The organism is Hoyosella levis (assembly GCF_026008515.1).
Lineage (GTDB): Bacteria > Actinomycetota > Actinomycetes > Mycobacteriales > Mycobacteriaceae > Lolliginicoccus > Lolliginicoccus levis.
In genome coordinates, this window is the sequence record NZ_BQYM01000002.1 from 243,155 (window position 1) to 267,455 (window position 24,301).

Sequence of the window (24,301 nt, forward strand, 5' to 3'; positions counted from 1 at the left end):
CGGAACTAGCCGAGATCGCCGGCGGCGAAAGTGTCGCAGGCGCTGACCTGCCCGGTGCGGTACCCGGTGAGGAACCATTGCTGGCGCTGGGCGGAGGAGCCGTGCGTCCAGGACTCGGGATTGACCTGCCCGGTGGTGGATTGCTGGATGCGATCATCACCAACGGCCTCGGCGGCGGAGAGCGCGTCGGCGATGTCCTGGTCGGACAACGGCAGCAGGAAGGGCTCGCTCATGCCCGGCAGCGGAGTCTTGTCGGCGTAGTGGGCCCAGATGCCGCCGTAGCAGTCTGCTTGCAGCTCGGCCCGCACCGCGCCGGACTCGGGGCCGCGGGGATCCTCGCGGGACCTGCGCAGGTCGCCGAGGAGGTTCTGGATGTGGTGCCCGAACTCGTGGGCAACGACATACTGCTGGGCGAGGGGGCCGGTGGAGGCACCGAACTGGCGGGCGAGCACGTTGAAGAAGCCGGCGTCGAAGTAGGTCGTGTCGTCGGCGGGGCAGTAGAAGGGACCGACAGCGCTGGTGGCGTTGCCGCACCCCGTGCTGGTGGCGCCGGTGAACAGGTGCACCCCGGGGGCGGTGTAGGTGCCAGGGAGGAGCTCGGACCAGATGGCGTCGAGGGATTCCGCGGTGGCACCGATGCGGCAGTTGATGTCCTCGTTGGCGGCCTCGCCGGTGGTGCAGTGCTCGATGCTGGGGCCAGCCTCGCCACTGCCCGCGCCGCCAGTACCGCTCGATAGTCCGGGCACCTGATTGGGGTCGCCGCCGGCGAGCAGGACGATGGCGAGGATGACGAGCGCGCCAAGGCCGCCTCCGCCCGCCGCGATCTTCGTGCCGCGCCCCCGCCCACCGCTGGTCATGCGGTTCGGGTTGGTGCGGGCGCTCGGGTTGAAGGTCATGCGCGCATTTTTCCACCTGCCGGGGCCACCGCGCGCCAAATCGGTTTCTCGCGCGCGGATGCCGCACCGTAGGATCGACGATGGCATGCGCGCGTGCTGCCCGATGGGCTGTCGCGCGCGTGCATCGAGTGGTTTGGTTCGGTTGTGCCCGTGAGGAAAGGATCCCCGTGCTTCGCACCCATTTGGCAGGTTCGCTTCGCGCCGAGCATGCCTCCCAGTCCGTGACTTTGTCCGGCTGGGTGGCTCGTCGCCGCGACCACGGTGGCGTCATCTTCATCGATTTCCGTGATGCGTCCGGCGTGTGCCAGGTGGTGTTCCGTGATGAGGCGGTGCTCGCGCAGGCGCACCGGTTGCGGGCGGAGTACTGCATCAGCGTGACGGGCGTGGTGGAGATGCGTCCCTCGGGCAACGCGAACTATGAGATCCCCACCGGCGAGATCGAGGTGAACGTCACTGAGCTCGTGGTGCTCAACGAGAGCGCGGCCCTGCCGTTCCAGCTCGATGAGGCCAGCGTGGGCGAGGAGACGCGCCTGCGCTACCGCTACCTCGACCTGCGGCGCGAGGGGCCCGGCCACGCGTTGCGCCTGCGGTCGCATGTGAACGCGGCGGCGCGGTCGGTGCTCGCCCGGCATGAGTTCGTGGAGGTGGAGACGCCAACGCTGACCCGCTCGACGCCGGAGGGCGCCCGCGACTTCCTCGTCCCCGCCCGCTTGCAGCCAGGCAGCTTCTACGCGCTGCCGCAGTCGCCGCAGCTGTTCAAGCAGTTGCTGATGGTCGCTGGCGTGGAGCGGTACTACCAGATCGCCCGCTGCTATCGCGATGAGGATTTCCGCGCGGACCGGCAGCCCGAGTTCACCCAGCTCGATCTCGAGATGAGCTTCGTGCGGCAGGACGATGTGATCCTCCTGGCCGAGGAGATCCTGGCCGGGCTGTGGAAGCTCATCGGGCACGAGATCGAGACCCCCATCCCGCGGATCACCTACCACGAGGCGATGCGCCGTTTTGGCACCGACAAGCCCGACATGCGGTTCGGCATCGAGCTCGTCGAGTGCGCCGGCTTCTTCAAGGACACACCATTCCGGGTCTTCCAGTCGCCGTACGTCGGCGCGGTAGTGATGCCGGGCGGGGCGAGCCAGCCACGGCGGGAGCTCGATCGCTGGCAGGAGTGGGCGAAGCAGCGTGGCGCCAAGGGGCTCGCCTACATCCTCATCGGCGACGATGGCACGCTCGGTGGCCCGGTGGCGAAGAACCTGTCCGACGCCGAGCGGGAAGGGCTGGCCGCGCATGTCGGCGCCAAGCCCGGCGATTGCGTGTTCTTCGCGGCGGGGGCCCCGAAGTCCTCGCGGGCATTGCTCGGCGCGGCCCGTGGCGAGATCGCTCGCCGGATCGGTGCCATCGATGAGGATGCCTGGGCATTCGTGTGGGTCGTGGACGCACCGATGTTCGAGCCCGCCGAGGAAGCCACGGCGAGCGGCGATGTGGCGCTGGGCAACAGCTCGTGGACGGCGGTGCATCACGCGTTCACCTCGCCCAAGCCGGATTGCCTCGACACCTTCGACACCGATCCTGGCTCGGCGCTGGCCTATGCCTATGACATCGTCTGCAACGGCCATGAGATCGGTGGCGGCAGCATCCGTATCCATCGCCGCGATGTGCAGGAGCGCGTGTTCTCGGTGATGGGCATCTCCGAGGAGGAGGCGCAGGAGAAGTTCGGCTTCCTGCTTGATGCCTTCGCGTACGGCGCTCCGCCGCACGGGGGCATCGCCTTCGGCTGGGATCGCATCGTGTCGCTGCTCGCGCGCACGGATTCGATCCGCGATGTCATCGCGTTCCCGAAGTCTGGCGGCGGGGTGGATCCGTTGACCGACGCGCCCGCGCCGATCACCGCGCAGCAGCGCAAGGAATCCGGCATCGATGCGAAGCCGGCGCCACGACAGCGTTCCTGATCATCGGGGAGCTTCGGGTGACGTGGCTGCCGTGTAGTGCGATGATCGACAAGCGATGGGCGATACATCCAACGAGGCGGTGAGCATGACGGCCAGCGAGTCGAGTACCGGGCGCGGCACGGCGGCCGCCGGCGAGGCGAGCGACGCCGAGGCGGTGCTGTCGATAGGCGCGGAGCACCTGCGGCGCCTGCGGGGGCGGGTGCGCCGGCTCGTCGCGCACGAGGGCATCACCTTCACGCCCGAGGAGACCCAGTGGAACCTTGATCCCGTACCGCTGATCATCCCGGATAGTCGATGGTCGGTGCTCGAGTCGGCGATGCTCCAGCGGTCCCGGCTCCTCGCTGCGCTGCTGACCGACCTGTACGGGGAGCAGCGCACCATCAGCGAGGGCCTGATCCCGCCCGAGCTCGTGTACGGGCATCGAGGGTTCCTGAGGTCGGCGCATGGCACCCATGCGGGGGATCATCCGCCGTTGTTCCTCCACGCCATGGATGTCGCCGATACCGTCGCGGACGGCCATGTGGTGCTCGAGGATCGCGCGCAAGCACCGCTGGGCATCGGGTATGCCCTCGCCGATCGCAAGGTGATCACCCACGCGGTGCCTGGATTGCACCAGCAGGTGCTGCCCCGCACCCTGACGTCGTTCATCCAGGTCATGCGCATCGCGCTGGAGTCGGCCTCGGCGGGGCACGAGGACGATCCCGTGATCGTCATCCTCAGCCCGGGCCCCGATGCGACCGCCTCGTTCGATCACGCGTTCCTCGCCTCGATGCTGGGATATCCGCTGGTGGAGAGCACGGACCTCACGGTCAGCGACGGCCGCTTGTGGATGCGCGCGCTCGGCAAGCGCATGCCCATCGATGTCGTGGTGCGCTTCATCGATTCCGCCGCCACGGATCCGCTCGACCAGCGGTCGCCGTCGCGCACGGGCGTCGCGGGGCTGACCGAGATGGTCCGCCGCGGGGCGGTGCGCGTAGTGAACCCGCTGGGTTGCGGGGTGGTGGAGAACCCGGCGCTCGGCCACTACTTGCCCCGGGTCAGCCAGGCGCTGCTCGATGAGGACTTGCAGCTGCCATCGGTGGATTCCTGGTGGGCAGGGGACAGCGCGGGGCGGTCCCATGTCCGGGAGCGCATTGCAGATCTGGTGTGCGAGAACATCCGTACCGGGGAGTCGGTGATCGGCGCGGACCTGACGCGGGCGCAGCGCGCCGAGCTGTGCCAGCGGATCGATGCGGAGACGTGGCAGTGGAGCGCGCGGCTCGTTCCCGAGCAGCCGATGCAGCCCGTGATCACCGCCGCTGGGGGAGTAGCGGACGCTCCGATCACGTTGCGCATGTTCTCGGTGGCGCAGCGCGCGGGCTACACCGTGATGCCCGGCGGGTTCGCGCACACGCCCATCGGGCACCGCGCGGAGTCGTCGTCGCCCGGCGTGAAGCTAGCCAAGGATGTATGGGTGCGCTCGGCCGAGCGCACGGCAGAGGGCGGCGCGGTGACGGTGACGCCGACGGAGCCGCCGGAGCCAGTGGCCGCGCCGCGGGCGGGGCGGCATGGCTTGTCCGCGGAGGGCGTGAGCTCGCCGCGCGTGCTCAATGATTTCTTCTGGCTGGGACGGTACGCGGAGCGCGCGGAGGACACGGCCCGGCTGTTGATCGCGGTGCGCGACCGGCACCAGGACTACCGTGCACGGCCCTGGCTGACAGGCAGTTCCTCGCTGGCGGTGCTGGTCACGGCGCTGGGCACTGTCGCTGGCTCGCGCGAGAGGGGTGATGCGGACGGCAGCACGGCCGATCGGGCGCTGCGCGAGCTGCGCTCGCTGACCGGCCAGGCGGACCGCACGGGCTCGCTCGCCTATTGCGTGCGGAAGCTGGAATCAGCGGCGAGGGGCGTGCGTGATCAATTGTCCCTCGATACGTGGATGGTGCTTTCCGGCGTCAATGATGCCCTCGATGAGTTCGCCGACGATACCAGTGCTGATCCCGTGGTGATGGCCTCGGTTCATTCCGCGGTTCTCGGCGGGATGCTCGCGCTGTCCGGTCTCGGATCGGAGTCGCTCGTGCGTGACCCCGCGTGGCATGTGATGGACCTGGGCCGGCGCATCGAGCGAGCTAGCCAGCTCGCCGCGTTGATCGGGGCGACGCTGAGCGGCTCGCACCCGGAATCGACGGAGTCCGCGCTGATGGAGTCGGTGCTGCTCGCGTGCGAGTCATCGGTGATGTACCGGCGCCGGCAGCATGGCGTGCTGCGCGTGGCGCCGCTGGCCGAGTTCCTGTTCTTCGATGCGAGCAACCCGCGGGCGCTGGTGTACCAGCTCGAGCGGATCCGCGAGAACTTCGCGTCCCTGCCCGAGCAGGCCGTACCGGCTCGCGCGCTCCGTCTCGCCGAGGAAATCCTGACGAAGGTGCGGCGTGCCGATCCGCAGGAGCTGGAGGCGGTGGACGAGGACGGCGAACGATCCGTGCTGTCGGCGTTGACGCGCGGCGTGCGGGAGGATCTGCGCGAGCTGTCCGATATCGTCGAGAACAGCCTGCTGGCCCCACCAGTGGACATGCAGCCCATCTGGGTGACCGTCGGTGGCGTGCGGTCCAGCGCCGCGGGGATCACCGAGCCCGCGGATGAGGTGCTGGGCTGATGAGCACGCGCGCCTACCGGGTCACCCACATCACCACGTACTCGTACCCCGAACCGGTCACGTCGTCCTACGGCCGCGGGTACGTGACCCCGCTCGAGATGCCGGAGCAGCGTCGGCTCGAGCACAGCGTCACCGTATCGCCGGAGCCGACGGACCAGTCGTTCATGACGGACTACTACGGCAACACCGGGGTGTACTTCCATGTCACGTCCGATCACCAGGAGCTGAGCGTCACGGGACGTTCCCTGGTGGAGGTCGATGCGCCGGAGGAGGGCTACTTGCGCTCGGGGCTCGCGGACGCGCCGTGGGAGATGTGCCGGCCGGTAGGGCGGGATGGCGCCCGCGCGGTGGACTTCTTGCTCGATAACGATCCGCCCGAGATCACCGAGCAGGTCCGCGAGTACGCGGCAAGCATCCTGGTGCCCGGCCGCCCGCTCGCCGAGGCGGTGTGGGACCTGACGCACCGCATCTTCACCGAGTTCCACTACAAGTCCGGCTCGACGACGGTATCGACAAAGGTATCGGAGGTCATGGAGCGCAGGTCGGGCGTGTGCCAGGACTTCGCTCGCGTCGCCATCGCCTGCTTGCGCTCGCATGGCCTCGCGGCGAGCTATGTCTCGGGCTACCTCGCCACCACCCCGCCGCCCGGCAAGGAACGCATGATCGGCGCGGATGCCACCCATGCCTGGGCCGCGGTGTGGCTGCCTGGCGACCGATGGCTCGCGTTCGACCCCACGAACGATCAGTTCGTCGATGAGCGATATGTCACCGTCGCGCGCGGACGGGACTTCACGGATGTCTCGCCACTGCGCGGCATCATCTTCACCAAGGCGAAAAAGAGCTCCATGTCAGTGTCTGTCGATGTGGCACCTGTGGAGAGCCCAAGAGATTCCGAGCACGCCGACGGCGTACACCGTTCCGGCTGAACAACGAGTAGCGTGGATAGCGATGACCGCGATGATGCCCGATCCGCCTGAACCCGCACGGTCCGTCGTGGCCGCTGCCGAGCAGCTCCTTGCCAAGCGCTACGGCGTTGTTGTCCGCTTGACCGATCCGGAGGATCTCGGCGGCAGCGGGCAAGCGATCGTTCTCCGGGTCCGCGTTGCCGAGAGCCCTATCAAGCTCTCCCGCACGCTGATCATCAAGCAGATCCATGACCGGGCCCGTACCCCGCGCAACGGCCAGTCGCACGTGGAGAGCTTCCTGCGGGAAGTGGTCTCCTACCAGTTCGCCAACTCCCTGGCCACGCGGCACCGCCCGGGCCCGGAACTGCTGGCCCATGACCTCGACCAGCACCTGCTCATCCTCTCCGACCTCGGCGATGTCCCCAGCCTGGGCGCGGTGGTGCAGGAGGATCAGGAATCCGACACCACCAATGTGCTGATGGGGCTCGCGCAGAGCCTCGGCCGGATGCACGCGGCGACGGCAGGCCGATCCGAGGACTTCGGTGCCCTGCTGCGCCGTGCCCGCTCCCGCTTCCCCATGTCGCCGGTCCTGCCGCCGGAGCCGTTCCTCGATGCGCTGCGCGAAGCACCCCGGCTGCTCGCCGACCGCCTGGGCATGGCCACTCCAGCCGGGATCCAGCAACGGGTGAATGACTACGCGGAGCTGCTGACAAGTTCCTCCTACCGCGCGTTCAGCCCGGGGGATCTCTGCCCGGACAATATCGTCGTCAGCGCATCGGGCATCCGGTTCCTCGACTATGAGTCCGGCGGCTTCCGCGATGCCACGCTCGACCTCGGTTGCTTGCTGGTGTCGTTCCCGCAGTGCTCGTGCGATCTTGGCCTCGCGCCCGAGCAGGCCGATGCCATGGTCGATGCCTGGCTGGCGGAGGTGGAAGGCGTATGGCCGCAGCTGCGCGAGGGAGATCTGCTGCGGGACCGGTTGCTCGCGGCCCGCACCGTGTGGGTGTGGCTGTCCACGGCCTGGCACTTGCCCAATGACTACTCCCGCCGCGCGGCGGAGCGGGAGCACTCGCGGGCTCAGCCCGCCGAGCAGGCCCTCGCGAGCCGGTGGGCAGGTCTTGCGCTCGCTGCCGATGCTGCTGGCGCCGAGGATCTTGCCCGCCACGCCACCGACGTGATGGACGCGCTCTCGAGCCAGCGGTCACCGACTGCCCGGAGCGTCCGTATCCGCTAGGTGCTCGGCGGTCCCCGGCGGTCAGTGCTGCAGCAGAGCCGGGAGCGGGGAACCATCCCAGCCCCCGGAGGGAGCGGCCAGTCCGAAGAGTCCAGCGACCGTGGGCGCGATGTCCATCGTGCTCACCGCCTCGGTCACGGTGGTCCCGCGCCGCAGCCGCGGATCACCACCAGTGACGATCATCGGGATCGGTGTGGTCACTGCATGGCCATGGTTGCCAGGGATCGGATTGGACAGCACCGTGGGGTCGGTGAACCGCCAGCCCGCGTGGCACAGTGCCACCACATCGCCGGCCCGGTCGCCGAGGCCAAGCTCGGCGGGCTCGTGCAGGCCCTCGATGCCGGGATGCGGCGACGCGATGCGCCGCATGCGCGCGATGGCCTCGCCCCGCAGCCCCGGGTCGCCCGTCCAGTACCACAGCGACGCGCCCCCATTGTCGGCGATCTGCACATTGTCGCGCAGCATCGGATCAAGCAGGAAGGGCACCTGCATGCTGATCAAGGACAGTGGCGCGGACCAGTCCATCGAATGATCAGCGGTGACGATGACCACGCTGCGGTCCCACCGGCCAGCCTGGTGCAGGTGATCGATGAAGCGCTGCACCTGCAGGTCCGTGTTGCGCACCGCGGCGGCGCGGGCGAGCCGGAGACCCGTGCCGGTGAGATCGATATGGCCGACGCGATCCACATCGCCGAGATTGGTGAAGGTGAACCGGGGCGCATGGTCGGAATGGATGCGCAGCAGCGCGTCCATGGTCGCTTGGTCCGGGGCATGCTCGGTGAGCGGGATCAGCGGCGCGGGATCCCACTGCACGCTGGCGCGGCCGTCGAAGAGCCCATGCAGGTAGTCCTTGGACAGCACGCTGGCCGTGGCGACGCCGCGCTCGGCCCGAAGCCGCTCGAGGATCGTCGGGGCCGCGAGGTCCGAGGGCCGGTCGAGCGTCCGGATCCGTTGCTCGGTGCGGTCATAGATCGAGTTGGCAGGCACCCCCGAGCGGGCAGGGCGCACGCCCGTGACCATCGCGGTGTGATTGGGCAATGTCTCAGCGATGGAGATGGCATCCGCGTTCTGGTACCGCACCCCGGCGGCGTCGAGCGCGGAGAGCCGCGGCATCTGATCCGGCGTGACCTCGTCGACGCGCAGGCCATCGATGACGAGCACATGCACCTCGCGCGCGCTGGCAGCCACGGGAGCGGCGTGCGCGGCGCGGGAGAGGGCGGTGGCGGCGATCGCGCCGGACATTCCGGCCAGCACCGCGCGACGGGATGGATGGATCGGGGGCATGCGGATCTCCTACCGGCGCTCGGGACGTGGGGAAAGCGGGGCCGCGGGACCGAGCTGGCCCGAGCCCGCGGCAGTGCGCAAGGAGTAGGCGTGCCGTGCTCGCGCAGCAGGGTCGGCGGGATCGGTGATGAACCACCAGTCCATCTGCGCGTGGTCGGTGGTGACCTCCAGGACCCCGTATCCGTGGGAGTCGAGCTCGACGAAGCGAACGTGCTGGTTCGTCGCGCGCAACGCGTTCTCGATCGCGGGGCTGACGGTGCGCGGCGGAACGCGCAGGATGTCGTCGATGTTCTTCGAGGTCACTGATGGAACCACGTACTCGACGCCCACGGTTCCGGCGGCGGGGTAGTTCGCTGCATTGCGGGGCAGCTCGCTCGCCCACGACGAATGGATGTCACCGGTGAGGAACACGGCATTGCGCGAGGGCGCGCTGTCGAGCGCCGCGAGCACGGCAGCCCGGTCGGCTGTGTAGCCGTCCCACTGGTCTCCGTTGAAAGGGATGCCGCCCCGCGGGATGCCGAGCATGGCGGTCAGCGCCTCGGTAGTGGTTGGCTCGAGCGGGGGGAGAACGATCGGGGCGATCATCACGGGATTGCCGATGAGCTGCCACGTAGCAGTGGAGGTGGTCGTGCCGCGGATCAGCCAGTCGCGCTGCTCGGTGCCGGTAATAGTGCGAGCAGGATCATCAATGGCGCGGCCATCGGTTCCGGTGGCCGCGGGCCTGTCCCGGTACGAGCGGAGGTCGAGCATGGAAAGCTCCGCGAGCGAGCCGAAGGAGAGGCGCCGATACAACGTGTCGCCCGAGCGCGGCCGGATCGGCATCCACTCGAGGTAGGCCTGCAGCGCGGCCGCGTATCGGTCGGCCCAGGCGCCCTCGGAGGGATCGTGGTTCTCCGCGCCGCCGCGCCAGGCGTCGTTGGCGGACTCGTGATCGTCCCAGATCGCGATGACCGGCACCGTGGCGTGCAATTCTTGCAGGTCGGGGTCGGTCTTGTACTGGGCGTGCCGCTGCCGGTAGTCCGTGAGGGAGACGATCTCGTGGGGCGGCTGGTGCAGCCGCACGGAGCCATTCTTTCCGCCGTACTCGCCCTGGCCGTTCTCATAGAGGTAATCGCCCAGATGCACGACCGCATCAAGATCACCCCGGGCTGCCAGGTGGCGGTAGGCGGAGAAGCTCCCGGCCTCCCAGTTCGCGCACGAGACGACCCCGAGCCGCAGGCGATCGACGACGGTGCCGGGCGCGGGGGTGGTGCGGGTGATGCCGGTGGGCGAGGCCTCGCCTCGCGCGCTGACGAAGCGGTAGTAATAGGTTGTCGAGGGCGCTAGGCCGCCCGTGTCCACGAGCACCGTATGGTCCCTCCAGGCTCCTGTGCTCGCGGTGCCCGAAGCGATGCGGTTCGCGAACCCGGGGTCCGTGGCGATCTCCCAGCGGATCGTCGCGTCAGGGCCGGCACCCGACCCTGGCGCTGCCTCGGGGACCGGCGTGACGCGCGTCCAGAGGATGACTGATCGCGATGTCGGGTCTCCGGAGGCGACACCATGCAGGAAGATGCCCCCGGCCTGGGCCGAGGCGATCGGGGCTCCGGCCGCGAGGGCTGTGCCGGACAGAGCGATGCTGCCCAGGGCGGCGCCCGCTCGGAGCACGGTCCGCCTGCTCGGGCTGCCAGGCTGCGTGACAGTCATGAACGGACAGTAATGCACGGTTGCGTGCCGCGCGGGGTCATGGTGGCGGCGCCCGGCAAGAATTCGCCGGGCATTCACCTCGCGCGCACCGAGCTCGCTGGTACCCACGCCTCCGTCGGCGCTCGGGTATCCTCGCCGGGATGAGCGACCACGACGGCGGCCTGTTCGACGCGCCCGGTGAGCAGCCCGATGAGGAGGCGCAAGCACCTCGCGATCCAAGCGCGGCCGGGTCGCGGTCGCCGCTCGCGGTGCGCATGAGGCCCCGTGCGCTCGACGAGGTCGTCGGCCAGGACCAGTTGCTCGCTCCCGGCTCGCCGCTGCGGCGCCTCGTCGAGGGAACCGGTGCAGCTTCGGTCATCCTCTATGGCCCGCCCGGCACTGGCAAGACAACGCTCGCCTCGTTGATCTCCACTGCCACGGGACGGCGCTTCGAGGCGCTATCGGCATTGTCGGCAGGCGTCAAGGAGGTGCGCGCGGTCATCGAGATCGCCCGGCGGCGCGTCGTTCACGGCGAGCAGACAGTCTTGTTCATCGATGAGGTGCACCGCTTCTCGCGCACGCAGCAGGACGCGCTGCTCGCTGCGGTGGAGAACCGCACCGTCCTGCTCGTGGCCGCGACGACGGAGAACCCCTCATTCTCGGTGGTGGCGCCGTTGTTGTCGCGGTCGCTGATCCTGCGGCTGCGGCCCCTCGATGCCGCCGCGATCGGTGAGCTGCTCGACCGCGCGGTCGGCGACCCCCGGGGGCTCGACGGGCGGGTCACGCTCGCGCCGGACGCTCGCGCGCACCTTGTTTCGCTCGCGGCAGGCGATGCGCGGCGGGCCCTGACCGCGCTGGAGGTCGCCGCTGAGACGGTCCTCCAATCCGGTGACGGGACCAACCTGGCTAGCGCGGTGCCCCTCGTCGACCTGTCCACGGTCGAGTCGTCGATCGATCGCGCGGCGGTGCGCTACGACCGCGACGGCGACCAGCACTATGACGTGATCAGTGCCTTCATCAAGTCCATTCGTGGCTCGGATGTCGATGCGGCGCTGCACTACCTCGCCCGGATGATCACCGCGGGGGAGGATCCCCGATTCCTCGCGCGGCGCCTGGTCATCCACGCCAGCGAGGACATCGGCATGGCCGATCCCACCGCGCTGCAGACCGCCACCGCGGCGGCCCACGCGGTCCAGATGATCGGCATGCCCGAGGCGGGCCTGACCCTCGCGCACGCGACGATCCACCTCGCGACCGCGCCCAAGTCCAACGGCGTCGTCGCGGCGCTGAACGCCGCGATGGCCGATGTCGCGGCAGGCAAGTCCGGCAGCGTTCCGGCACACCTGCGCGACGGTCACTACACCGGTGCCAAGGGACTCGGCAACGCTGTCGGCTACCAGTACCCGCATGACACCGCGGACGGGGTCGTCGCGCAGCAATACCCGCCCGATGAGCTCGTCGGCATCGACTACTATCGTCCGACGACGCACGGCTTCGAGAGGGAGCTCGCGTCCCGCGTGCCACGGCTGCGGCGCATCGTGCGGGGCCCGCGCTGAGCCTCGCGGTCCCGCCCTGCGGGCAGCATCTCGCGGGCGGACGCAGCGCGAGCCGGTGGTGCGTGATGCGCGTCGCGGTTGCCGGTACCCTGAACGGGGCGTTCCGGCCCATCGGTTCCCGATACCTACTTCTTCGAGCGAGGACGAGCAGTGCAGACCCACGAGATCCGCAGGCGATTTCTTGACCATTTCGTCAAGGCCGGCCACGTGGAGGTGCCCAGCGCGTCGCTGATCCTCGACGATCCCAACCTTCTCTTCGTCAACGCCGGAATGGTGCAGTTCAAGCCCTACTTCCTCGGCCAGCAGACGCCGCCATACAGCCGCGCCACGAGCGTGCAGAAGTGCGTGCGCACCGGTGATATCGAGGAGGTCGGCAAGACCACCCGGCACAACACGTTCTTCCAGATGGCCGGGAACTTCTCGTTCGGCGACTACTTCAAGGAAGGCGCCATCACCCTGGCCTGGGAGCTGATCACCAAGTCTCAGGACGAGGGCGGCTACGGGTTCGATCCCGAGCGCATCTGGGTCACCGCGTATGAGCAGGACCCCGAGGCCGCGGAGATCTGGAAGCGCGTCGCCGGCATCCCCGAGGAGCGCATCCAGTTCCGCGATGGCAAGGACAACTACTGGGACATGGGCGTCCCCGGCCCCGGTGGCCCCTGCTCGGAGATCTACTACGATCGCGGCCCCGAGCATGGCAAGGATGGTGGCCCCGTCGTCGACGAGGACCGCTACCTCGAGATCTGGAACCTCGTGTTCATGCAGGACGAGCGCGGCGAGCTGAGCCCCAAGGCCGGCCATCCACCCGTTGGCGAGCTGCCAAAGAAGAACATCGACACCGGCATGGGGGTCGAGCGCATCGCGCTGTTGCTGCAGGGCGTGGAGAACGTCTACGAGACCGACCTGGTCCGCCCCGTCATCGAGAAGGCCCAGGAGCTCACTGGTAGCCGCTATCACGTGGGCAACCACGACAATGACGTGCGCTTCCGTGTCATCGCCGACCATGCGCGCACCGCAGCGATGCTCATCGCCGACGGCGTCAACCCCGGCAACGACGGTCGCGGATACGTGCTGCGGCGCCTGCTGCGGCGCATCGTGCGATCCGCCCGGCTCCTCGGCGCCACCAAGCCGGTGATGTCGGAGTTCATGACCATCGTCTGCGAGATGATGGCTCCGTCCTACCCCGATCTCGCATCCGGCTTCTCGCGCATCGAGCGCGTCGCGGTGGGGGAGGAGTCCGCATTCCTTCGCACGCTCGACACCGGCTCCCGGCTGTTCGAGACCGCCGTGGACGATGCGCGATCCGCGGGAAAGTCGGTGCTCAGCGGCAACGAGGCGTTCGCCCTGCACGACACCTACGGCTTCCCCATCGACCTGACGCTCGAGATGGCCAGCGAGGCAGGGCTCAGCGTCGATGAGGAAGGGTTCCGCTCGCTCATGGCCGAGCAGCGGCAGCGCGCCAAGGCAGATGCGCACTCGCGCAAGCAAGCCCATGCCGATCACACCGTCTACAAGGAGCTGCTCGACCGGCATCCCACCGAGTTCACCGGCTACACCGAGCTGAACTCGGAGGCGCGTGTGCTTGGTCTCGTCCACGCGGGCCAGCGGGTTCCACATGCCGCCGTGGGCGAGGAGATCGAGGTCATCCTCGACCGGTCCCCGCTCTACGCCGAATCCGGTGGCCAGCTCGCCGACACGGGCCACATCACGGCGGCAGGGCTACGGCTCGCCGTCCACGACGTGCAGAAGATCGGCAAGAAGCTCTGGATCCACAAGGCCACCGTCGAGGAGGGGGAGGTCATCGAGGGCACCGAGGTGCTCGCCCAGGTCGATCCCGGATGGCGGCGTGGTGCCACCCAGGGGCATTCCGGCACCCACCTCGTCCATGCAGCACTGCGCCAGGTCCTCGGACCCAACGCGGTACAGGCCGGATCCCTGAACAAGCCTGGCTACCTCCGCTTCGACTTCTCCTGGCAGGGCGGTCTCTCCGACGCCGTGCGGCGCGAGATCGAGGAAGTGACCAACGAGGCCGTGCTCGCCGACTTCCCCGTCAACACCTTCGAGACCGACCTGCCCCGCGCCCGGTCCATGGGAGCGCTCGCCCTGTTCGGCGAGAACTACGGTGATCGCGTCCGCGTGGTCGAGATGGGCGGCCCATTCTCCATGGAGCTGTGCGCGGGAACCCATGTGGGCAGCACCTCGCATGTTGGCCCGGTCTCCATCCTCGGGGAGTCCTCCGTCGGTTCGGGCGTGCGCCGCGTCGAGGCCTACGTCGGCCTTGATTCGTACCGCTACCTCGCGCGCGAGCGCGCCCTCCTCGAAGGCGTGGCCTCCGCGCTCAAGACCTCTCCGGAGGATGTTCCCGCACGCGTCGAGGCGCTCGTCGAGCGGCTCAAGGCGGCGGAGAAGGAGCTCGAGAAGCATCGCACCGCCGCGCTCATGTCCTCGGCGGGCACTTTGGCCGCGGCGGCCGAGCGGATCGGTGGCATCCGGCTCGTCGCGCAGGCCGCGCCCGAGGGTGTGAGCGCCAACGACCTGCGTGTTCTCGCGGCCGACGTGCGCGGCAGGCTGGGCTCCGAGCCCACCGTGGTGGCCTTGTTCAGCACGCTGCAGGGCAAGGTGCCCTTCGTGATAGCCGCCAACGATGCCGCCCAGCAGCTCGGCGTGAAGGCCGGGGACCTCGTGCGCGCCGCAGCTCCAGCGGTCGACGGGCGCGGTGGCGGCAAGGCCGACATGGCGCAGGGCTCGGGAACCGCCGCGTCCGGGATCGAGGCAGCCCTCGCCGACGTGCGCGCGGCCGTGGCCGCAGCGAGCCGGTAGCGCTGATGCCACCGACGAGCCCCGAAGAGCGCGGGGAGCAGGCTAGCGATCCCTCCATCCCGGTGTCCCCGGACCGGCCAGGCGCGGATGATCCTGGCCGCGGCCGTCGCATCGGCATCGACGTGGGCACCGTGCGGATCGGCATCGCCGCTAGCGATCCCGACGGCATTCTCGCCTCACCGGTCACCACGATCACGTGCAAGGGCACGGATGCATCGCGATCCGGTGAAATCCGCCCCATCCTTGAGATCATTGACGAGTATGAGGCGGTGGAAGTCATCGTCGGCCTTCCCCGCACCATGCGGGGCGAGCACGGCGTGGCCGCCCGCATGGCGGTGGAGCTCGTCGAGCACTTGCGCGCTGGGACGTCCATCCCGATCCGCATGGCGGATGAGCGGCTCACCACCGTCATCGCGCAGCGCGATCTCCGCCTGAGCGGCAAAAAGGCCAAGCAACAGCGTGGCATCATCGACCAAGCCGCAGCCGTGGCGATACTCCAGGCATGGCTGGACGAGCGAGCACGGAACCGACCCACGATGGAGGATCGCGAGTGAGCGACAACCAGGGACCCGACTGGGGAGAGCAGCACGGCGGCAGAGCCGGGCCTACCTGGATCGAGCCCGAGGACAGCACCCCCCTGGAGGTGCGGCAGGAGCGCGAGCGCGCCCGTCAGCGCCGCCGCCGCCGGGGCATGGTGTTCTTCCTGGTGCTCCTCCTGATCGTGGGCGCTGGAGTGGCCTGGCTGGTCAAGGGGTTCCTCGACGGCCGGGGCCCCGAGCCCACGCCCGACTACACCGGATCGGGCACCAACGAGGTGGTCGTCCGGGTCCACGAAGGGGATTCAGGAACCAATATCGCGCAGTCGCTGCTCGACCGCGATGTGATCAAGAGCGTCGCCGCGTTCATGGGAGCCGCCCATGGCAGCGATGAGCTCAATGCCATCCAGCCGGGCTACTACAAGGTCCGGGCACAGATCCCCGCCTCGGCCGCGGTGGACATGCTCACCGATCCCGAGCGGCGCGTTGGCTCGTTCGTCATCCCCGAGGGGCGCCAGCTCGATGACATCGTCTCCACCTCGGGCGCGGTCACGCCCGGGATCTACTCGCTGGCGGCGGAGGCGTCCTGCGTCGAGCTCGACGGCGAGCGATCCTGCCACGAGGCAGACGACTTCCGGCAGGCCGTGGCCGACGGCAGCCTCGAGGATCTCGGCGTCCCGGAATGGGCGCGGGAGGGTGTCGCTGCCGCCGAGGATCCGGAACGGCGCATCGAGGGCCTCATCGCCGCTGGGCAGTGGGATATCGACCCCTCGGGCACCCCGATGGAGATCATCAACGAGATGCTCGACCGCAGCAGCCGCATGTATGACGCGACGGGCATCGAGCAGACCAGCGAGAGCATCGGCGTCACCCCGTACGAGGCCCTGGTCATCGCGTCGCTGCTCGAGCGGGAATCCCAGCCGGAGGACTTCGCGAAGGTGGCTCGTGTGATCCTGAACCGTCTCGACATCGGCATGATGCTGCAGTTCGACTCCACCGTGAACTATGCCCTCGATTCCGTCGAGATCGGGACCACCGACGCCGATCGTGCCCGCGTGACCCCGTGGAACACCTACGCCAAGCTGGGCCTGCCCCAGACCCCGATCAGCTCGCCGAGCGTGGAGGCGCTGCAAGCGACGGAGAACCCCGCGGAAGGCGACTGGATCTACTTCGTCACCATCGACCTCGAGGGAACGACCGTCTTCACCAATACCTACGAGGAGCATCAGCGCCAGGTGGACATCGCCTCGCAGAACGGAGTGTTCTCGAGTGGCCGGTGAGCCGCGCAAGGCCGCAGTGCTGGGTAGTCCCATCAGCCACTCGCTCTCGCCGCTGCTGCACGCGGCCGCCTACCGCGCGCTGGGCCTCGACGGCTGGACCTATGACCGCATCGAGTGCCCCGCCGGGGAGCTCGCGCGGATAGTCTCTGGTCTTGGCCCCGAATGGGTGGGGCTGTCGGTCACCATGCCGGGCAAGACCGAGGCGCTGCGGTTCGCTACCGAGCAGACCGAACGGGCACTGATGGTGGGTTCCGCGAATACCCTGGTCCGGACTGCGGACGGATGGCGGGCGGACTGCACCGATATCGATGGTGTGGTGGGCGCGCTCGCGGAGCTTGGCCTCGGCGCCGGAGACGCTCGCCGGGCGGTCATCGTTGGGGCAGGAGGCACGGCCCGGCCGGCCCTCGCGGCCCTTGCCGCGCTCGGCACGGAGAGCGCCACCGTCATCGCGCGGGACGAGGGCCGGGCGGCAGGGACCGTGGAATGCGGCCGGGCCGCGGGCCTCGACACCGACTGGGCGCCGTTCGATGCCCTGCCGGGAGTGGCAGCCGCGAGCGATGTGCTGATCAGCACAATCCCCGCCGGTGCGATGGAGCCGCACGCCGCGGGAGCGGCCCGCGCCTCCCGCGTCCTCGACGTCATCTACCATCCCTGGCCGACCCCTCTGGCCCGGGAGGTCGCGGCTCGAGGTGGCCAGGTTGTCGGTGGCCGCAGCATGCTCCTCAATCAGGCCTACGGGCAGGTCGAGCAGTTCACCGGCCGCCCCGCCCCACGTGAGGCGATGCTCGCCGCGCTGGACGAGACCTCCTGACGCTGGCTCATGCTCCTGCTCGCCGCTGCGGCGGTGCCGTGGATGACGGTCCTGGCCTGGTTCGACCTGCGGCAGCATCGCCTGCCGAACTGGCTGACCCTGCCTGGTGCCGTAGTGATTCTCGTCATCTCTACTGCAATGGGGCATGGTGTCCCGGCGTTGCTCGGCGGGCTGCTGCTTGGCCTGCTCTACCTCGTGCCGCACCTGCTCTCGCCCCGATCGATGGGCGGTGGAGATGTCAAGCTGGCCCTCGGCCTCGGCGCGCTGGCCGGCCCGCACGGGGCAACCGCATGGTTCATCGTCGCGGTCGCCGCGCCCGTCCTGACGATACTGGCCGGCGCCGTGATCGCTGCGCGCGACCGTGGGGCCGGTGCGGGCGATAGCCTGGGCCGTATACGCTTGCCACACGGACCTTCGCTCTGTGGAGCCACCGCGGTCGCGCTCATCCTGGCGCATGGCGTGGCTCTCGCGCAGGGGATGGTGCCGGGACCGTCCTGAACTCGTGGGAAGATGGAACACGTGCTGCGCTGGATAACTGCCGGAGAATCACACGGACCCGCCCTGGTCGCCATGCTCGAGGGCATGGTGGCGGGCGTCGAGGTGACATCGAACGATATCGCCGAGAACCTCGCGCGCCGCCGCCTCGGCTACGGCCGTGGCGCGCGCATGAAGTTCGAGGCCGACAAGGTCACCCCGCTCGGCGGGCTGCGCCACGGCAAGACACTGGGTGGCCCCATCGCCATCGAGGTCGGCAACACCGAGTGGCCCAAGTGGGAACAGGTCATGTCGCCCGATCCCGTCGATCCAGCGATCCTCGCGGATCTCGCCCGCAACGAGCCACTCACCCGCCCGCGGCCCGGCCATGCTGATTTTGCCGGAATGCTCAAGTATGGGTTCGATGATGCCCGGCCCGTGCTCGAGCGCGCGAGTGCCCGCGAGACGGCGGCGCGCGTCGCCGTGGGAACCGTCGCCCGCCAGTTCCTCAAGCAATGCCTCGGCGTGGATGTCGTGTCGCATGTGGTGAGCATCGGAACCGCCGCCACTACTTCCGATGCGGTGCCCGGCGCTGACGATCTCGCCGCGATCGACGCGAGCCCTGTCCGCGCGCTCGTCCAGGAGGCCGAGGACGCCATGATCAAGGAGATCGAGGCGGCGAAGCGGGCTGGCGATACCCTGGGCGGAGTGGTCGAGGTCGTCGTCCATGGACTGCCGATCGGCCTGGGCTCGTTCATCAGCGGCGAGAACCGGCTCGATGCGCGCCTCGCGGCGGCGCTGATGGGCATCCAGGCGATCAAGGGCGTCGAGATCGGTGATGGCTTCGAGACCTCGCGGCGCCGCGGCTCGGCCGCCCACGACGAGATGACGCCCGGCCCGGACGGGGTGCTGCGCTTGTCGAACCGCGCGGGCGGGCTCGAGGGCGGCATGACCAATGGCCAGCCCCTGCGCGTGCGCGCCGCCATGAAGCCGATCTCCACCGTTCCCCGGGCCTTGCGCACCATCGATATGAGCACGGGCGACGAGGCCGTGGCCATCCATCAGCGCTCCGACGTGTGCGCTGTTCCCGCCGCGGGAGTGGTGGCGGAATCCATGGTGGCACTCGTGGTCGCCCAGGCCGTGCTCGAGAAGTTCGGTGGCGACTCGCTCGCCGAGACGACCCGCAACGTCGAGGCCTACCTGGCTGAGATCGACGAGCGGATGCGCTGGGAGGAGCGGCGGCGCGCTGCCTCGGGGGAGCCGGTCTGAGTGGCCCCACGAGCAGTCCTGGTCGGCCCACCCGGAGCGGGGAAGTCAACCATCGGGCGAAGGCTGGCCTCGGCACTCGGGGTCACCTTCTACGACACTGACGCAGCGATCGAGCGCGAGACCGGCCGCAGCATCACCTCCATCTTCGCGGAGGACGGCGAGCCGGGCTTCCGCGCCATCGAGGAACAGGTTGTCGCGCGCGCGATCGCCGAGCAGAGCGGAGTCGTCTCGCTGGGCGGGGGAGCGGTGCTCTCGGCCGCCACGCAGGAGGTCCTCAACGGTCTCACCGTGATCTACCTGGAGATCAGCGTGACGGAGGGACTGCGGCGCACCGGTGCTAACTCGTCGCGGCCCCTGCTCAATGGTGCTGATCCCGGGGAGCGGTATCGTGCGCTGATGCGCGTCCGGCGACCGATCTACCGCAAGGTCGCCACCATGCGGGTACGCACGGAGGGGCGCAGTCCCGGTCGCGTGGTGCAGTACATCGTGCGCAAGCTGGACAATGACAAAGCACGAACGCGCTGGCCGAACGGGAAGCGCCGCGAGAAACGAGCAGAGGAGCAGCAGTGAGCGAGCCTATTCGGGTCGAGGTGGCCACCGAGCAGCCATATCCGGTGGTGATCGGCCGCGGCCTGCTCGGCGATATCGTCGACGAGCTCAAGGGCGTCCGGACTATCGCCGTGTTCTACCAGCCCCCGCTCGGCGAGACGGCCGAGGCCTTGCGCGCGGCGCTCGAGGAAGCCGGCGCCGAGGCGCATCGCATCGAGATCCCCGACGCCGAGGACGGCAAGGAGCTCGCGGTGGCAGGATTCTGCTGGGAGGTGCTGGGCCGCATCGGCCTGTCCCGCAGCGATGCCATCATCAGCCTGGGCGGCGGGGCAGCCACTGACCTCGCGGGCTTCATCGCCGGCACCTGGATGCGCGGGGTCCGCGTTGTGCATGTGCCCACCACTCTGCTCGCGATGGTCGATGCCGCGGTGGGCGGCAAGACCGGGATCAACACCGAGGCTGGCAAGAACCTCGTGGGAGTCTTCCACGAGCCGTCCGCGGTATTCGTGGATCTCGTGACCCTGGAGACCCTTCCGCGCAACGAGATCGTCGCTGGCATGGCGGAGATCGTCAAGGCCGGCTTCATCGCGGATCCGGTGATCCTCGATCTGATCGAGTCGGACCCCGAGGCCGCCCTCGACCCCACCGGAGAGGTCCTTCCCGAGCTCATCCGCCGCTCGGTCGAGGTGAAGGCCAAGGTCGTTGCCGCGGACCTGAAGGAATCGAACCTGCGGGAGATCCTCAACTACGGCCATACCCTCGGCCATGCGCTGGAGCGGCGGGAGCGCTACCGCTGGCGCCACGGCGCCGCTGTGGCGGTGGGCCTGGTTTTCGCGGCCGAGCTCGGTCGGCTTGCCGGTCGGCTCGACGACGAGACCGCTGATCGTCACGCCCGCATCCTCAAGCTCATCGGCCTGCCCGTCAGCTATGACCCCGACGCGTTCACCGACCTGATGAACGGCATGCGCACGGACAAGAAGAACCGCGCCGGGATGCTGCGCTTCGTGGTCCTCGACGGGCTCGCCAAGCCAGGACGGCTCGAGGCTCCCGATCCCTCGCTGCTCGCGGCCGCGTACTCCGTCGTGGCGCGGGAGGACGACGCGCCCCCGCAGTCGGGCGCGATCATGCTGTGACGATCCATCTGCTGTGAGCTGTCGCGGATAGCGCCGGCGCGCCGACGAGTGTGCGATAACCGTCGGTGTGCCGGGCTGAAACGGTCGTTCTTCGCACACTCGTCGGCCTCTGACAACGAGGGGAAGCCTGCACCATGTGGTGCAGGCTTCCCCTCGTTGAGCAGTCTTGGGCTTGTGAGACTACCGCTTGTCGTCGCGGTCCGTGGCGCGCTCCGCGGCGAAATCGGAGTCGCGATACTCACCTGCGTGCTCGGAATCGCTATGCTGCGCTTCCCCGTGCTGTGCGTCCCCGTGATGGGCGTCCGAGCGGTGCGAACCGGCGAGGATCGGCTCCTTCTGGTGGTGCGCATGAATGGGATGCCGCCCGTACTCGTCCTCGGGCTCCGGCTCGGTCGACCGGCGCCGCGCCCGGGAACCGAAGACCCGCCCAAGGAGAATGCCGATCTGCGCGGGAATCGACAGCATGAGCAGCATGAATCCCGCGCCGATGGTGACCTCGATGATCAGGTTGCCGCTACCGATGCCCGGAAGGATGAACCACAGCAGCCAGGAGACAAAGCCGGAGACGACGCCCGCCACTCCGGCCGATTTCAGCCACAGCAGCGTGAGATCTGCACGATCCTCCTCGTCCTCGAACTCTTTCGCGTCGGCGTAGCCGTCGAAGAAAGGCCAGGCGAGCGCCGCGATCATCACGACAAGGATGGCGATATAGCGCTGGGTGGAACCGGATTCGGGCCAGGCGTAGATCCCGTAGCCGAGCACTGCCCGGACGAAGACAACGACGGCCGCGAGGATCAAACCACGGATGAGCCACAAGTTCATAGAAGCAGGGTAGCGGTTATGCGACCGTGATGTGTGACATCCCATGCCCGGTATCGGTGAATGGTTCCCGTCACAGCGCGCGCGCACCGGTATCGTCGGTGCTGGACATCGCTGGGACGGCAAGGAACGGGGAGATCTCGACGTGACTTCGATCATGGCTGGCCCAGAGGCGTTCGCGCATCGTCGCGAGCGCCTGCGAACGGTGCTGGAGGAAGAAGGGATCGACGCGATCCTGGTGACCAATCTCGTGAACGTGCGCTACTTGACGGGTTTCACGGGATCCCATGCGGCATTGCTCGTCGCCAGTGACCAGCATGGCGGGGATCGCGCCACCGTGATCGCCACGGATGGGCGATACACGACCCAGGTGGCGCAGCAGGCGCCGGGCCTTGCTGTCGAGATGGCACGATCTGGCGCGCTCCGGCTGGCCACCCTCGCCGCGGAACGGTTCAACGGACGGCTGGCCTTCGAGAGCGGCACCGTCACCGTGGCGCAGCACGAGCAACTAGTCGGCCAGGCCGCAGGCATCGAGCTGTTCGGCACGCGAGGGATTGTCGAGGAGCTGCGCATCGTCAAGGATGCCGCCGAGCTCGCCTCGCTCGAAGCCGCGTGCGGCGTTGCGGACCGGGCCCTGGCCCGGCTGATCGACTCCGGGGCATTGCGCCCCGGGGAGCCCGAGCGGCTGGTCGCGCGGAAGCTGGAATGGCTCATGCATGAGGAGGGCGCTGAGGGGATCGCCTTCGAGACGATCATCGCGGCTGGTGCCCACTCGGCCGTGCCGCACCACCGGCCCACCGATTCGCTGATCGAGCGGGGCGACCTCGTCAAGATGGACTTTGGTGCCGTGGTGGGCGGGTATCACTCGGACATGACGCGCACGGTCGTGGTAGGGGCGCGACCGGAGCCCTGGCAGCAGCGGATCCATGACATTGTTCGCGAGGCGCAGGAAGCGGGCCGCGCAGCCGCCGTGGAGGGAGGATTGACCGGGGATGTCGATGGCGCGTCGCGCGCGGTGATCGCCGCTGCGGGGCATGGTGATCACTTCGTTCATAGCACCGGGCATGGCGTTGGCCTGGAGATCCACGAGGCGCCCTCGGTGGCGCGGAATGCCGACGGTAGACTACTCTGCAACACTGCTATCACCGTGGAACCCGGAATATACCTGCCAGGCCGCGGTGGGGTCAGGATCGAGGACACCGTGGTCATCACGGCCGCGGTGGCCGAGGGCATGGCCGGCGGGGGAGGTCCCGCAGTGCTGACGACCACGACCAGGGAGCTCCTTGCCATCTAGGGAAGTCTCTAGGTCCGCGGCCGGCTGGCCGGGGCGCCAACGATTGAACCACCACACTTTTACAGGAGAAACACGTCGTGGCATCGACTGCTGATTTCAAGAACGGGCTAGTCCTCAAGATCGATGCCCAGTTGTGGCAGATCACCGAGTTCCAGCATGTCAAGCCCGGCAAGGGGCCGGCGTTCGTCCGCACGAAGCTCAAGAACGTGATGTCGGGCAAGACGGTCGACAAGACCTGGAACGCTGGCGTGAAGGTCGAGGTCGCCACCGTCGACCGCCGCGACATGACCTACCTGTACCGCGATGGCAACGATTTCGTGTTCATGGATGGCCAGACGTTCGAGCAGATCCACATCAGCGAGGCGACGGTCGGCGACGGCGCGCGATTCCTTCTCGAGAACACGGTCGTGCAGGTGGCCACCCATGACAACGAGCCGCTGTACGTGGAACTGCCGGTGACGGTCGAGCTTGTCGTCCAGCACACTGATCCCGGCCTGCAGGGCGATCGCTCCACGGGCGGTTCCAAGCCCGCCACGCTGGAGACCGGCGCCGAGATCCAGGTTCCATTGTTCGTCACCACGGGCGAGAAGCTGAAGGTGGATTCCCGTGACGGCAGCTACCTTGGTCGCGCGTGACCAGCAATCGTTACAAGAAGCTCGGCGCACGTCATAAGGCGCGCCGCCGGGCAGTGGAGATGCTGTTCGAGTCGGAGGCCCGGGGCGAGGTCGCCACGGTAGTCCTCGGCGAGCGCGCGGCATTGGCCCGTGCCGAGGTCGTCCCACCGATCGCGGACTACACCCACGCGCTCGTGAGCGGTGTCGTGAGCAATCAGGCCAGGATCGACGACCTGATCGCCTCCCACCTGCACGAGTGGACGCTGGAGCGGTTGCCCGCGGTGGATCGCGCGATCATGCGAGCGGCAGCCTGGGAGCTGCTGTACGCCGAGGACGTGCCTCCCGGCGTTGCCGTTGACGAAGCGGTAGAGCTGGCCAAGGAATTGTCGACCGACGACTCCCCCGGATTCATCAACGGCGTGCTCGGGCACCTGGTGCACATCGTTCCAGCGATGCGGGAAGCCGATGCTCGGCTGGAGGAGACTGTGGCCGCGCAGGCGTCCGTCGCGGACCAGGCCGAGGACGCGGAACCCGCTGACGAGCTGCCCGAGGCTGCGGAACACGCCGACGATCCATCCGCTCTCGCGGGC

19 protein-coding genes and 1 pseudogene are annotated in these 24,301 nt (G+C 68.7%); 16 read left to right on the plus strand and 4 right to left on the minus strand.

Going from position 1 to position 24,301, the window contains the following annotated elements; all coding sequences use genetic code 11:
• Window positions 1–5: 5 nt before the first annotated feature.
• Complete coding sequence (ypfJ, locus tag QC765_RS03310; RefSeq protein WP_278312988.1) at window positions 6–983, minus strand: KPN_02809 family neutral zinc metallopeptidase; 978 nt, start codon at window positions 981–983, stop codon at window positions 6–8.
• Window positions 984–1,063: 80 nt separating this feature from the next.
• Between ypfJ and aspS the strand changes: the two genes are divergently transcribed.
• The 4 genes from aspS to QC765_RS03330 are packed head-to-tail and all read left to right on the plus strand — an operon-like array spanning window position 1,064 to window position 7,610.
• Entirely contained in the window at window positions 1,064–2,842 is a 1,779-nt protein-coding gene (gene aspS / locus QC765_RS03315) for an aspartate--tRNA ligase (protein WP_278312989.1), read from the plus strand.
• Between the two features lie 55 nt (window positions 2,843–2,897).
• Entirely contained in the window at window positions 2,898–5,471 is a 2,574-nt protein-coding gene (locus QC765_RS03320; protein ID WP_278312990.1) for a circularly permuted type 2 ATP-grasp protein, read from the plus strand.
• Window positions 5,471–6,397, plus strand: a complete 927-nt coding sequence (locus tag QC765_RS03325) for a transglutaminase family protein (protein WP_278312991.1) — start codon at window positions 5,471–5,473, stop codon at window positions 6,395–6,397. Before QC765_RS03320 ends, QC765_RS03325 begins: the two co-directional genes overlap by 1 nt.
• A 22-nt stretch (window positions 6,398–6,419) precedes the next feature.
• Complete coding sequence (locus tag QC765_RS03330; protein ID WP_278312992.1) at window positions 6,420–7,610, plus strand: phosphotransferase family protein; 1,191 nt, start codon at window positions 6,420–6,422, stop codon at window positions 7,608–7,610.
• Window positions 7,611–7,631: 21 nt separating this feature from the next.
• Here QC765_RS03330 and QC765_RS03335 read toward each other — a convergent pair whose 3' ends face one another.
• Window positions 7,632–8,894 carry an alkaline phosphatase family protein gene (locus QC765_RS03335; protein ID WP_278312993.1) on the minus strand — a complete coding sequence of 421 codons (1,263 nt, stop codon included), beginning with the start codon at window positions 8,892–8,894 and terminating at the stop codon, window positions 7,632–7,634.
• A 9-nt stretch (window positions 8,895–8,903) separates the two neighbouring features.
• On the minus strand, window positions 8,904–10,577 hold the full coding sequence (locus tag QC765_RS03340) for an alkaline phosphatase D family protein (protein WP_278312994.1): 1,674 nt from the start codon (window positions 10,575–10,577) through the stop codon (window positions 8,904–8,906).
• A gap of 140 nt (window positions 10,578–10,717) precedes the next feature.
• Between QC765_RS03340 and QC765_RS03345 the strand changes: the two genes are divergently transcribed.
• From QC765_RS03345 to aroB, 9 genes are all read left to right on the plus strand, one after another.
• The gene (locus QC765_RS03345; protein WP_278312995.1) at window positions 10,718–12,112 is read left to right on the plus strand and encodes a replication-associated recombination protein A; all 1,395 of its coding nucleotides are present in this window, start codon (window positions 10,718–10,720) and stop codon (window positions 12,110–12,112) included.
• A gap of 150 nt (window positions 12,113–12,262) precedes the next feature.
• Window positions 12,263–14,932, plus strand: a complete 2,670-nt coding sequence (alaS, locus tag QC765_RS03350; protein ID WP_278312996.1) for an alanine--tRNA ligase — start codon at window positions 12,263–12,265, stop codon at window positions 14,930–14,932.
• Window positions 14,933–14,937: 5 nt separating this feature from the next.
• A complete protein-coding gene (gene ruvX / locus QC765_RS03355; protein WP_278312997.1) occupies window positions 14,938–15,486 on the plus strand; it encodes a Holliday junction resolvase RuvX in 549 nt (182 codons plus the stop codon).
• The gene (mltG, locus tag QC765_RS03360) at window positions 15,483–16,748 is read left to right on the plus strand and encodes an endolytic transglycosylase MltG (protein WP_278312998.1); all 1,266 of its coding nucleotides are present in this window, start codon (window positions 15,483–15,485) and stop codon (window positions 16,746–16,748) included. Before ruvX ends, mltG begins: the two co-directional genes overlap by 4 nt.
• Window positions 16,738–17,559 carry a shikimate dehydrogenase gene (locus QC765_RS03365; protein WP_278312999.1) on the plus strand — a complete coding sequence of 274 codons (822 nt, stop codon included), beginning with the start codon at window positions 16,738–16,740 and terminating at the stop codon, window positions 17,557–17,559. Before mltG ends, QC765_RS03365 begins: the two co-directional genes overlap by 11 nt.
• 15 nt (window positions 17,560–17,574) lie before the next feature.
• Entirely contained in the window at window positions 17,575–18,057 is a 483-nt protein-coding gene (locus QC765_RS03370) for a prepilin peptidase (protein ID WP_278313129.1), read from the plus strand.
• 21 nt (window positions 18,058–18,078) lie between these two features.
• Entirely contained in the window at window positions 18,079–19,302 is a 1,224-nt protein-coding gene (gene aroC, locus QC765_RS03375) for a chorismate synthase (protein ID WP_373876663.1), read from the plus strand.
• Window positions 19,303–19,872 (plus strand): shikimate kinase, encoded by a 570-nt coding sequence (locus QC765_RS03380; RefSeq protein ID WP_278313001.1) that lies wholly within the window; start codon window positions 19,303–19,305, stop codon window positions 19,870–19,872.
• The gene (aroB, locus tag QC765_RS03385; RefSeq protein WP_278313002.1) at window positions 19,869–20,984 is read left to right on the plus strand and encodes a 3-dehydroquinate synthase; all 1,116 of its coding nucleotides are present in this window, start codon (window positions 19,869–19,871) and stop codon (window positions 20,982–20,984) included. Before QC765_RS03380 ends, aroB begins: the two co-directional genes overlap by 4 nt.
• A 180-nt stretch (window positions 20,985–21,164) precedes the next feature.
• On the opposite strand, the gene QC765_RS03390 is transcribed toward aroB, so the two are convergent.
• The gene (locus tag QC765_RS03390) at window positions 21,165–21,806 is read right to left on the minus strand and encodes a B-4DMT family transporter (protein WP_278313003.1); all 642 of its coding nucleotides are present in this window, start codon (window positions 21,804–21,806) and stop codon (window positions 21,165–21,167) included.
• Window positions 21,807–21,849: 43 nt separating this feature from the next.
• Between QC765_RS03390 and QC765_RS03395 the strand changes: the two genes are divergently transcribed.
• The 3 genes and pseudogenes from QC765_RS03395 to nusB form a co-directional block, all read left to right on the plus strand.
• Complete coding sequence (locus tag QC765_RS03395; RefSeq protein ID WP_373876647.1) at window positions 21,850–23,097, plus strand: aminopeptidase P family protein; 1,248 nt, start codon at window positions 21,850–21,852, stop codon at window positions 23,095–23,097.
• 77 nt (window positions 23,098–23,174) lie between these two features.
• Complete coding sequence (efp, locus tag QC765_RS03400) at window positions 23,175–23,732, plus strand: elongation factor P (protein WP_278313004.1); 558 nt, start codon at window positions 23,175–23,177, stop codon at window positions 23,730–23,732.
• Window positions 23,729–24,181: pseudogene (gene nusB / locus QC765_RS03405) on the plus strand (transcription antitermination factor NusB); the annotation flags it as partial. The gene efp and the pseudogene nusB, both read left to right, overlap by 4 nt.
• Between the last annotated feature and the right edge of the window lie 120 nt (window positions 24,182–24,301).